Source organism: Streptococcus sp. 10F2 (assembly GCF_054331515.2).
On the sequence record NZ_JBTGGE020000021.1, the window covers coordinates 1 to 11,617 of the forward strand.

The 11,617-nt window shown below is 43.5% G+C and carries 11 protein-coding genes; 8 read left to right on the forward strand and 3 right to left on the reverse strand.

Features of this window, described 5'->3' with window-relative positions; genetic code table 11:
- Nucleotides 1-315: 315 nt before the first annotated feature.
- Entirely contained in the window at nt 316-2,208 is a 1,893-nt protein-coding gene (locus ACXM1Q_RS05115) for an ABC-F family ATP-binding cassette domain-containing protein (RefSeq protein WP_458516771.1), read from the forward strand.
- Between the two features lie 27 nt (nt 2,209-2,235).
- Here the strand turns inward: ACXM1Q_RS05115 and ACXM1Q_RS05120 are convergent, their stop codons facing one another.
- Genes ACXM1Q_RS05120 through ACXM1Q_RS05130 form a run of 3 tightly spaced genes read right to left on the reverse strand, consistent with a single transcriptional unit; the run spans nt 2,236 to nt 4,627 of the window.
- The gene (locus ACXM1Q_RS05120; protein WP_458516773.1) at nt 2,236-2,490 is read right to left on the reverse strand and encodes a lipopolysaccharide assembly protein LapA domain-containing protein; all 255 of its coding nucleotides are present in this window, start codon (nt 2,488-2,490) and stop codon (nt 2,236-2,238) included.
- An 8-nt stretch (nt 2,491-2,498) separates the two neighbouring features.
- Nucleotides 2,499-3,287, reverse strand: a complete 789-nt coding sequence (gene gatD, locus ACXM1Q_RS05125) for a lipid II isoglutaminyl synthase subunit GatD (protein WP_458516775.1) — start codon at nt 3,285-3,287, stop codon at nt 2,499-2,501.
- Nucleotides 3,287-4,627: a Mur ligase family protein gene (locus ACXM1Q_RS05130; protein WP_458516777.1), complete on the reverse strand. Its 1,341-nt coding sequence runs from the start codon at nt 4,625-4,627 to the stop codon at nt 3,287-3,289. The genes gatD and ACXM1Q_RS05130 overlap by 1 nt, the downstream gene beginning before the upstream one ends.
- A 123-nt stretch (nt 4,628-4,750) precedes the next feature.
- Between ACXM1Q_RS05130 and cdaA the strand changes: the two genes are divergently transcribed.
- The 7 genes from cdaA (at nt 4,751) to ACXM1Q_RS05165 (ending at nt 11,601) form a co-directional block, all read left to right on the forward strand.
- Complete coding sequence (gene cdaA, locus ACXM1Q_RS05135; RefSeq protein WP_458516779.1) at nt 4,751-5,602, forward strand: diadenylate cyclase CdaA; 852 nt, start codon at nt 4,751-4,753, stop codon at nt 5,600-5,602.
- A complete protein-coding gene (locus ACXM1Q_RS05140) occupies nt 5,592-6,302 on the forward strand; it encodes a CdaR family protein (RefSeq protein WP_458516781.1) in 711 nt (236 codons plus the stop codon). The genes cdaA and ACXM1Q_RS05140 overlap by 11 nt, the downstream gene beginning before the upstream one ends.
- A 2-nt stretch (nt 6,303-6,304) precedes the next feature.
- Nucleotides 6,305-7,654 (forward strand): phosphoglucosamine mutase, encoded by a 1,350-nt coding sequence (gene glmM, locus ACXM1Q_RS05145; protein WP_458516783.1) that lies wholly within the window; start codon nt 6,305-6,307, stop codon nt 7,652-7,654.
- A gap of 76 nt (nt 7,655-7,730) precedes the next feature.
- A complete protein-coding gene (locus ACXM1Q_RS05150) occupies nt 7,731-7,859 on the forward strand; it encodes a DUF4044 domain-containing protein (protein WP_135035593.1) in 129 nt (42 codons plus the stop codon).
- A 66-nt stretch (nt 7,860-7,925) separates the two neighbouring features.
- A complete protein-coding gene (obgE, locus tag ACXM1Q_RS05155) occupies nt 7,926-9,239 on the forward strand; it encodes a GTPase ObgE (protein WP_458516786.1) in 1,314 nt (437 codons plus the stop codon).
- Nucleotides 9,240-9,247: 8 nt separating this feature from the next.
- Nucleotides 9,248-9,397: a hypothetical protein gene (locus ACXM1Q_RS05160; RefSeq protein WP_135035598.1), complete on the forward strand. Its 150-nt coding sequence runs from the start codon at nt 9,248-9,250 to the stop codon at nt 9,395-9,397.
- Nucleotides 9,398-9,558: 161 nt separating this feature from the next.
- Nucleotides 9,559-11,601, forward strand: a complete 2,043-nt coding sequence (locus tag ACXM1Q_RS05165) for an SH3 domain-containing protein (protein ID WP_458516788.1) — start codon at nt 9,559-9,561, stop codon at nt 11,599-11,601.
- Nucleotides 11,602-11,617 lie beyond the last annotated feature (16 nt).

Genomic DNA, 11,617 nt, shown 5'->3' on the forward strand with positions numbered 1-11,617 from the left:
CCTTGGCTAGTTAGCCTAACAGCTCCAAACCTGCTATCAAATGAAATAAGGAATCGACATCAAAAAGTTAAAGTACTTAAATTTCTAATAAGGTGGGGTGGCTAACTTCATTTTAGAACTTTCAAATTGTTCCGAATATTGAATTAAACTAGAATGCTATTCGGATTATTAAGTACCAATATAATTTGTAAGGGATTTTAAGAACAATTTCTTTTGTAAAACTAAATTTAAAGATAGAGTGTGTTTATAACCATTTATTGAACTCAAGCCTGGGAAAAGCTCCCAGGTTTTTTGGCTTTTTGCTATAATAGTCTTATGATTATTATGCAAGCGAGTAAGGTGGAGCGCTCCTTTGCGGGAGACGTTCTCTTTCAAAATATTACCTTTCAGATTGGTGACCGTGACCGGATTGCCCTTGTGGGGCGTAATGGTGCCGGTAAGTCGACTTTGTTAAAAATTTTAGTAGGGGTGGAGGAAGCGACATCGGGTGAGATTAGTCGCAAAAAGGACTTATCCCTCTCCTACCTATCTCAGTCATCTTCTTTGGATTCCAACTTGTCTATCTATGATGAAATGCTGAAGGTTTTTGACAATCTGCGACAGGATGAGCAAACACTACGAGAACTGGAAGCTGAGATGGGGCAGGTGACAGGAGCAGAACTAGCTGCTTTAATGAGCCGTTATGATCAGCTGTCGGAGAGTTTTCGTCAAGCGGGTGGTTTTCAGTATGAGGCCAAGATTCGCTCCATCCTGAATGGTTTTCAATTTGATGAGGGCATGTGGTCCATGCCCATTTCGGATTTATCTGGCGGGCAGAAAACGCGTCTAGCTTTAGCCAAGATGTTGCTAGAAGAGCCTCAGCTCTTGGTGTTGGACGAGCCCACTAACCACTTGGATATTGAGACGATTGCTTGGCTAGAAAATTACTTGACCAATTACCAAGGCGCCCTTTTGATTGTCAGTCATGACCGCTATTTCTTGGATAAGGTGGCGAATATCACTTGGGATTTGAGACCAAATTCCTTGGATCGTTATGTTGGAAATTACACGAAGTTTGTGCAAGAAAAAGTTCAAAGACTGGAAACTCAACGCAAGGAATATGAGAAGCAGCAGAAGGAAATTGCTGCCTTAGAGGACTTCGTGGCTAAAAATCTGGTACGAGCCTCAACTACCAAACGGGCTCAGTCTCGTCGAAAAAAATTAGAAAAAATGGATCGACTGGAAAAACCTGGTGGTCAGGAAAAAGCAGCTACGATCGCTTTTCCCATTGAACGTCCGTCCGGAAATGTGGTCTTGACGGTGGAGGAAGCAGCTATTGGGTATGAGGGACAAGTCTTGTCTCAGCCTATTTCCTTAGATTTGCGGAAATACACAGCTATTGCAGTCGTTGGCCCGAATGGTGTTGGTAAGACAACCTTCTTAAAATCGTTAAAGGGAGATTTACCGTTTATTCAGGGGCAAGCACGTCTTGGAACCAATGTTGATTTTGGCTACTACGATCAGAATCAGGAAACTTTAAGTGCTCGGAATACAGTCTTAGATGAGCTGTGGAATGATTTTCCTCAAAGTCCAGAATTAGAAATTCGCAACCGTCTGGGTTCTTTCCTCTTTTCTGGGGATGATGTTCAGAAAACAGTTGGTATGCTTTCTGGTGGAGAGCGCTCCCGTTTGCTCTTGGCCAAACTCTCTATGGAGAAAAATAATTTCCTAGTCCTAGATGAACCGACTAACCATTTGGATATCGAGAGCAAAGAGGCCTTGGAACAGGCATTGATTGATTTTGAGGGAACCTTGCTTTTTGTGAGTCATGACCGTTATTTCATCAATCGGATTGCAGACCAGGTGCTGGAGTTAAGCCCCGAAGGTTCCCGACTTTTTCTTGGAGATTACGATTACTATCTTGAGAAGAAAAAGGAATTGGAAGAGTTGGCACAAGAAACTGAACCTGAGCTTGTCGTGACGAAGGAGTCGAACAATCTTTCTTATGAGGAGCAAAAGGAGAGTCAAAAGGAAATCCGTCGACGGCAGCGTCGTATTGAAGAATTGGAGCGACAGCTAGAAGAACTAAGTCGCATTCAAACTGAGATTCAGGCCAGCATGTTGGCGAGCAATGACCCTGATCAGCTCATCCAATTGCAAGCAGAATTGGAGCAAGCCCAAGCTGAAGAAGAAGCAGCCTTGGAAGAATGGGCAGAGTTGGAAGAGTAGAAAAATAACCAGTCGCATTGCGGCTGGTTATTTTTGGGGTTCGAGTTCTTGTAGTTCTTCGTTGTTTTTCTTCTTTTCCTTGGTCACTTTTTTACTAGGTCGACTATAGAGTAGAGTAACGAGTGCTCCCAAGATAAAGGAAAAGAGGATGACTAAAATTAAGGGGAGTTGGACTTGGGTTACAAGAAGAGAGACTTGTACCTCTTGGATATTGCTAATGGATAGAAGGGCAATGAGCAAGATAGAAATAAGAGAGAGGTAATATCGGAATTTTGGCTTCATAAAATCTCCTAATTGCTAAATTCAGCCTTAGATTTGGTATCGCTGAATTCTTGGGAAGCTTCAAGGCTGAGAATAGCGTCGAAGTCGGGAAGTTGGATATCTGGGTATTTTTGCTTGAGAGCAGTAGTAACCATACGATAGGCGAGGTTAGCATTTCGAGAGAGAATAGGGCCGTGGAAATAGGAGCCGTAGACATTGTGGTAGTGAACCCCTTCTCCTTCTTTACTTTCATTGTTACCATTGCCGTAAATGACTTTACCGAGAGGTTTTTCGTCATCTGCTAGGAAGGTCCGTCCTTGATGATTTTCAAATCCATAATAAGTTTCGTTGAATTCTTCATTGTGGATTTTGATGTCTCCGATAAAGCGATTATTTTCTTGGTTTAAGGTGTAGTGTCCCATAACCCCAATTCCTTCAATCCGTCGTCCACTGGCTTCAATGTAGTATTGGCCTAAGAGTTGGAAACCACCGCAGATGGCTAATAGGACTCCTTCTTTTTCATGGATAAACCGATCAATTCCTTCTTTTTTGAGGGGTAAATCTTTAGAGACAATTGCTTGTTCATAGTCTTGACCACCGCCAAAGAAAACAATGTCATAGTCTTCAGCCGAGAAGGGATCATCCAAGGAAACAATTTCGATTGTTGCAGCAGCTCCTAGTTTTTCGGCGACATATTTCAGCATGAGGATATTGCCGTTATCCCCATAGGTATTCATCAAGTCCCCGTAGAGGTGAGCGATTCGAAGCTGATAGGGATAGTTTTGGGGATTTACGCTTTGCAAAGAAACATAGGTCATTAGTTCATCTCCTTCGAAACGAGATGCTGGCTAGCAAGGAGTTCTCGCATTTCCAGCATAGCAGTATAGGTTGCGAGGATGTAGGCACGTGGAGCTTCTTGATTTTTGATGGCTTGGACCAAATCTTTAAGTTGATCAAGCTCCGTCATTTGCTGTTCGGGATAGCCTGCAACCCGAATCCGGCGACTAATTTCGGCATGGCGAACACCACCGGTAAAGACATGAGGAACGTCCATTTCTTGAATCCATTCGAATTCTGCGTCCCAAATCCAGCTTGTATCAATCCCATCGGCGTAGTTAGCATTGAGTAGGAAAGACATCGTAAAGGGACCAGGGGCTAATTGAATCATTTCCAAAGCCTGAGTTGCTCCAACGGGATTTTTGATTAAAACAAGTGTGCACTCTTTGTCGCCAATTTTAAAGGTTTCTTGCCGACCAAAGACAGCCTTACTCTTGTCAAAACCTGCGCGAATTGTGTCGGCAGGAATTTGATAAAATTCTGCGACGGCCACGGCAGCTAAGGCGTTGTAAATATTGTAAAGACCGCCGATGTTAATGCTATACTCCTGGTCATCGATTTTGAAACGTGAAGATTTTTCTGTAAGCTCCACTAGATCGGTCAAACGATAATCCAGGGGTTTACGTTCAAAGGAACAAGTCGGACAGAAGTAGTTGCCAAGATTTGCGTAAGTAATCATTTTATAACGCAAGATGTGTTGGCATTTTGGACAGAGGATTCCTTCTGTATTGTAGTGAGCTAGATGAGCCTCTTCTTCTTTATGGTCAAAACCAAAGGAGAGAATTTGATTTGGCAGCTCTACTGATTGGAAAATGGGGCTATCTCCATTGACCAAAACGGTAGCGTTGGGAGCTTTTTTGATGCCGTCTAAAATAAATTTGTAGGTCGTGTAAATTTCGCCAAAGCGATCCATTTGATCTCGGAAAATGTTACTGAGAACAAAGAGTGTGGGTTGGATATAATCACAAATTTTGGGTACACTGGCCTCATCGACTTCTAAAACGGCGATTTTTTTCCCGTTTTTCTTAGGGCTTTTGAGGAATGTTGTGGTAATTCCTGTAATCATATTAGCCCCACTGGTATTGGTCAAAACGGGACCAAAGGCTTCAGAAAGAATCCCTACAATTAAGGAGGTTGTAAGTGTTTTTCCATTAGTTCCGGTGACTAGAACAATCTCATAGTCCTTGGCTAATTGGTCCAAAATATGTGGGTCAAACTTGAGGGCGAGCTTACCTGGGAGGGTGGAACCACGCCCGAGCATTTTTAAAGCAGTTGCACTGGTTTTACCAGTTGCTAATCCAAGTAATGTATTTAATTTCATGAAATTATTTTATCATAAAAAGCAACAGAAGAAGATGTTCGCAGTCTTGGTTCGAAGGTTAAATCGTGGTATAATTGTTCAGTTGATCAAAATGTACGGAAAAGGAGTGGAGGCTGTTTTGGTATGAATTTTAGATATTTAGTAGATCCCCAGTATTGGCAAAGCTTTTTCTCCAGTCCGTGGGCTATTTTTATTCAAATTGTAGATATCGCAGTGGTTGCAATTGCCCTGTATTTTGCGATTAAAGCCTTAGCAGGAACCAAGATTATGACCCTGGTTCGAGGGGTTCTTTTGTTTGTGGGCCTTCAGATTTTAGCCAACCTGGTCGGCTTGACGACGGTTGCTTGGCTGATGAATCAGGTTGTCACCTATGGAGTTATTGCAGCCGTGGTTATTTTTGTTCCAGAAATTCGGTCGGGATTGGAGCGTTTGGGACGGACATTAGACCTTTTTAATGTTCGAACTCAGACATCTGAGGAGCATACGATTGATGCATTGATGAAGGCAGTCACCTATATGTGCCCTCGGAAAATTGGGGCCTTGATTGTTCTTGAAGGAGCTCAGACTTTACGGGAATATATTGCTACTGGAATTCCATTGGCATCACAGATTAGTGGAGAACTCTTAATCAATATTTTTATTCCGAATACTCCCTTACATGATGGTGCTGTCATTCTTTCTGAGAATAAAATAGCAGCGGCTTCGGCCTACCTTCCGCTATCTGAATCTGGTAAAATTCCTAAGAGTTTCGGGACCAGGCATCGGGCAGCTGTTGGTGTGTCTGAGGTGAGTGACGCCTTGACCTTGATTGTATCTGAAGAAACAGGGGAAATTTCCTATACCCGAAATGGGGTTCTGACACATGATGTGGCCCCAACCGAATTACGTCTGGTGTTAGAGGAATTTTTTGCTGTACAGGAAGATCGTTCAGATGGTTTGTCATTATTGCTAAGGAGGAAAAAGGATGAAAAGTAAGACTAATCGATCCTGGCTATATGCGTTATTAGCGACCTTCTTATCTCTTATTTTGTTTTTGTATGCCTCCACTAGTCAATATCAAACTCAGGCCAAGACTAGCGGGGATATTGCAACGGAAACTTATACCAATACGATTAAGGGAGTTCCCCTAGTTTTGCGATATGATTCGGATCGCTACTTTGTATCTGGTTTTGCTTCAGAAGTGTCAGTAGATCTTTCTTCTTCCAATCGGGTTTTACTGTCAACGGAAACTCAGGAATCCTCCCGCACCTTTCGTGTGGTGGTTGATTTGACCAAAGAGTCTCCAGGTTTGGTTGAAGTACCAGTAATAGTCGAACATCTAACAGGAGGGGTAACAGCTAAGGTCTATCCAGATACTATTAGCGGTACAATTGGCTTAAAAAAATCCCAGCAGTTTAAGGTTGATTTGGCGAGCTTTCTAAGTCAGTTACCTAAAGGAACCTCCTTAACGCTTCCTGATGAAGCCAAGGAAGTAACGGTGACAACAAATGAGGAGCTATTGGATCAGATTGTTGCTGTGAAAATGGTTTTACCGGATGATTGGGATCAAACGAAGAACTACAATGGAGAAGTGAATCTTCAGGCGGTTGATGCAAGTGGGGAAATTGTTCCTAGTGTTATTGAGCCTGAAACCATTTCGATTCGCATACTAGTAAAAACAGAGGAGAAAAAATAATCATGGGAAAATATTTTGGAACGGATGGTGTTCGTGGAGAAGCTAATGTTGAATTAACACCAGAATTAGCTTTCCGCTTAGGACGTTTTGGTGGCTATGTATTGAGCCAACACGAGGAAGGAATCCCACGTGTCTTTGTTGGGCGTGATACACGGATCTCTGGTGAAATGTTGGAAAATGCTCTGATTGCAGGTCTTTTATCTGTTGGAATCCAAGTTTATAAGTTAGGAGTTATTGCAACACCTGGAATTGCCTATTTGGTTCGCACAGAAAAGGCAAGTGCCGGAGTTATGATTTCTGCTAGCCATAATCCTGCCCAAGACAATGGCATTAAATTCTTTGGTGGCGATGGTTTTAAGTTGGATGATGAACGGGAATTGGAGATTGAGGCTCTCCTAGATGCACCAGAAGATAAACTTCCCCGTCCAAGCGCCCAAGGCTTGGGACATGTGATGGATTATCCAGAAGGTCTTCGGAAATACCAAGAGTTCTTGGTGTCAACAGGTAATCAGTTGGATGGCTTACATGTAGCTTTAGATACAGCGAACGGGGCTGCTTCAACTAGTGCTCGCCAAGTCTTTGCGGATCTTGGGGCAAAATTAAGTGTTATCGGTGAGAAACCAGATGGTCTTAATATCAATGCTCAAATTGGTTCTACTCATCCTGAAAAACTACAAGAATTGGTTTTAGAAAAAGGTGCCGATCTCGGCTTGGCCTTTGACGGAGATTCTGATCGTTTGATTGCGGTTGATGAGAAAGGTCAAATTGTTGATGGGGATAAAATCATGTTTATCCTTGGACAAGCCCTAGCTCAAGAAGGCAAGTTGGCTAAGAATAGTATTGTGACTACGGTTATGTCTAATCTTGGATTCCATAAGGCGCTTGAGGCACATGGCATTGATAAGGCTGTAACCGCTGTTGGCGACCGTTATGTTGTTGAAGAAATGCGCCGCTCTGGTTTTAATCTTGGTGGAGAGCAATCTGGGCATGTCATCTTGATGGATTACAATACGACAGGTGATGGTCAATTGACGGGAGTTCAGTTGACGAAAATCCTGAAGGAGTCTGGTAAGACCTTGTCTGAGCTAGCAGAGCAGGTAACGATTTATCCCCAAAAATTGGTGAATATTCGAGTCGATAATAAGATGAAGGATCAAGCAATGGAAGTACCTGCTATTGCGGCTGTGATTGCGAAGATGGAGGAAGAGATGGCCGGAAATGGTCGTATCTTGGTCCGTCCAAGTGGAACGGAACCTCTACTTCGGGTGATGGCAGAGGCTCCTACTGACGAGGAAGTTGATTATTACGTGGACACCATCGCAGCAGTTGTTCAGGCAGAAATTGGACTCTAAGCTTAGTTTCTTCTTGTCTTGGAACTGGAAGCATGATAGAATGAAATTAAGTATTTAAGTAGAAGAAGGAGTTATCATGGCATTTGGTGACACAGGGAAGCGTAAGAAATCCCCGTTTGAGAAATTAACCATGTTGGTTGTGATTATTATGGTTCTTGTAACAGTTGGAGCTATTTTCATGACCGCTATTTCTGCATTAATCTAGGAGTCAAGGACCAAGGAAGCCTAGGGGCATCCTTGGTCCTTTTTACCATGTAGGAGGAATTGGAAGATGAGTATGTTTTTAGATACTGCTAAAATCAAGGTGAAAGCAGGAAAAGGTGGCGACGGAATGGTAGCCTTTCGTCGTGAGAAATATGTCCCTAATGGAGGGCCTTGGGGCGGTGATGGTGGCCGCGGTGGCGATGTCATCTTTAAGGTGGATGAAGGTCTGCGTACCTTGATGGATTTCCGTTACAATCGTCATTTTAAAGCCCAAGCGGGTGAGAAAGGGATGAACAAGGGAATGCACGGTCGTGGAGCTGAGGATCTGTATGTGGCGGTACCTCCTGGGACAACTGTGCGGGACTTGGAATCCGGGAAGGTCTTGGTAGACTTGATTGAACAAGACCAAGAATTTATTGTAGCCAAAGGTGGTCGTGGTGGCCGGGGAAATATTCGCTTTGCGACTCCACGGAATCCCGCTCCTGAGATTTCTGAAAATGGGGAGCCTGGTCAAGAACGAGAGCTTTTATTGGAGTTGAAAATTTTGGCAGATGTTGGCTTGGTCGGTTTCCCATCTGTCGGCAAGTCTACCTTGCTCTCTGTTATTACAGCTGCTAAGCCTAAGATTGGTGCTTATCACTTTACGACTATTGTTCCAAATCTAGGAATGGTTCAGACACCAAGCGGGGATTCTTATGCAGTCGCGGATCTTCCTGGATTAATTGAAGGGGCTAGCCAAGGAGTTGGTCTTGGAACTCAGTTCCTTCGTCATATTGAGCGGACACGTGTGATTTGGCATGTCATTGATATGAGTGCGAGCGAAGGACGAGATCCTTATGAAGATTATTTGGCTATTAATAAGGAGTTGGAGTCTTATAATCTTCGCCTGATGGAACGTCCTCAAATGATTGTTGCTAATAAAATGGATATGTCGGATAGTGAGGAGAATCTAAAAATCTTCAAGGAAAAATTGGCAGCTAACTATGATGAATTTGATGAGTTGCCGATGATTTTCCCTATTTCGGGAATTAGTCAAAAAGGTTTGGGCCCGTTACTAGATGCCAGTGCAGATCTCTTGGCGAAGACTCCAGAGTTTCTTCTATATGATAGTCATGAAATGTATCAAGAAGAAGCCTATTATGGATTTGACCAAGAAGAGGCGGCCTTTGAAATTTCACGTGATGATGATGCTACTTGGGTTCTATCGGGAGCTAAGCTAGAAAAACTCTTTACGATGACCAACTTTGATCGAGACGAAGCTGTGATGAAATTTGCTCGCCAATTGAGAGGTATGGGTGTTGATGAGGCTCTTCGCGAACGCGGAGCTCGCGATGGGGACTTGGTTCGCATTGGGAATTTTGAGTTCGAGTTTGTGGACTAGGGGGTCTTATGGGAGATAAGCCGATATCATTTAAGGATGCTGATGGAAACTTTGTTTCAGCAGCCGATGTCTGGACGGAAGAGAAGTTGGAAGCCCTTTTTAATACATTGAATCCCAATCGGAAATTCCGATTGGAGCGACAAGAGCAGGATGAATAGGCAACTTGAGACCCGAAAGGGTCTCTTTTTTGCAAAAAATGGAGTAAATAGCCGATAATTAGATGACAAATTTGTAAAGTTTTGTTACAATTAAGACACAAGGTAACAAAAGTGTAACATTTGTTACAAAAAATTCTATGAGTAAGGGTAGGAGGTAAATCATGAAAGCTAAAGATTTGTGGAACCCAATTCAACGTTATTCTATTCGTAAATATAGTGTTGGTGTGGCATCGATCGCGATTGGAACTGTGTTGCTAGGAGCGGGTTCTACGGTTGCGGCAGATCAAGTATCCATGGAAGCACCTCTTACTATATCTAAACAAGATGTGGTTGAGAATCAAGGTCAAGCTTCTCTAGATGGAGTTTATGCTGCACCAGCTCAGCTTCAACCTCGTGTGGTACAACTTTCTGCGGATCAGTTACAGGAATTTCCAGAACAACCTGCTCAAGAGCTAGCTACAAGTGGTCTCTATACTTTTGCAGAAACTGTTGGTGTAAAAGATGAATTATCTGTAAAAGCGGATGTAGCCTTTTACTTCCAAGCGGGAGACCAAGTTCACTACGATCAATTACATCATCAAGAAGGCTATCAATGGTTGTCCTATAAATCCTATAGCGGACAACGTCGCTATGCTCCGATTGGGGTTTTAAATGCTTCTTCTCTTGCTCCCCAGGTAGAAGAAAAACAAGAAATTGAGGCATCTGTACCTTTAGCGACTTCTGGTACTTATAAATTTGATGGTCGCTATGGCATCAAGAAAGAAGCTCGCCTTGCAAGTCCTGATGTTGCTTACTATGATAAGGGCGGTTCTGTAAACTACGATAAGGTCTTGGAAGCGGATGGTCACCGCTGGCTCAGCTACCTCAGCTATGGTGGCAACCGCCATTACATCGCTGTTGAAAAACTAGCTGCAGCGCCAAAGGTTGAATCCAAACCAGTAGCTAAGCCGGAGGCAAAACCGCAAGCTCAAAGCCTACCATCAGCGGGTACTTATAAATTTGATGGCCGTTATGGTATCAAGAAAGAGGCTCGCCTTGCAAGTCCTGATGTTGCTTACTATGATAAGGGCGGTTCTGTAAACTACGACAATGTCTTGGAAGCGGATGGTCACCGTTGGCTTAGCTATCTCAGCTATAGTGGAGCTCGCCATTACATCGCTGTTGAAAAATTAGCTACAGCGCCAAAGGTTGAATCCAAACCAGTAGCTAAGCCGGAGGCAAAACCGCAAGCTCAAAGCCTACCGTCAGCGGGTACTTATAAATTTGATGGTCGCTATGGCATCAAGAAAGAAGCTCGCTTTGCAAGTCCAGATGTCGCTTACTACGATAAGGGCGGTTCTGTAAACTACGATAAGGTCTTGGAAGCGGATGGTCACCGCTGGCTCAGCTACCTCAGCTATAGTGGAGCTCGCCATTACATCGCTGTTGAAAAACTAGCTGCAGCGCCAAAGGCTGAAACCAAACCAGAAGTTAAGCCGGAGGTAAAACCGCAAGCCCAAAGCCTACCATCAGCGGGTACTTATAAATTTGATGGCCGTTATGGTATCAAGAAAGAGGCTCGCCTTGCAAGTCCTGATGTCGCTTACTACGATAAGGGCGGTTCTGTAAACTACGACAAGGTCTTGGAAGCGGATGGTCACCGTTGGCTTAGCTATCTCAGCTATAGTGGAGCACGCCATTACATCGCTGTTGAAAAACTAGCTACAGCGCCAAAGTCTGAAGCAAGACTAGAAACCAAACCAGAAGTTCCAAGTACATCTCTAGCGGGTATCCCCTCTTCTGGAACTTTCCGTTTCGAAGGTCGCTTCGGTATTAAAAAAGAAGCGCGAGTAACCAGCCTCGATGTTGCTTACTATGACAAAGGTGGCTCTGTAAACTATGATAAGGTCTTAGAAGCGGATGGTCACCGTTGGCTTAGCTATCTCAGCTATGGTGGAACTCGCCATTACATTGCAATTGAAAAGCTAGCGGCAGCGCCAAAGACAGAGGTAAAACCACCCCTTCAAGGTCTTCCATCAGCCGGTACTTATACCTTTGGAGCAGAGGCCTTGGTAAAAAATAAAGCTCAAATGTCTGCAGCAGTCGTAGCCCTCTATGAAAAAGGGATGTCTGTAAACTATGACAAGATTGTTCAAGCTGAAGGCAGAAATTGGCTTAGCTACATCTCAGGCTCAGGCATTCGTCGCTATGTAGTCATTCCTTAGTAAAAATTTGATAAAT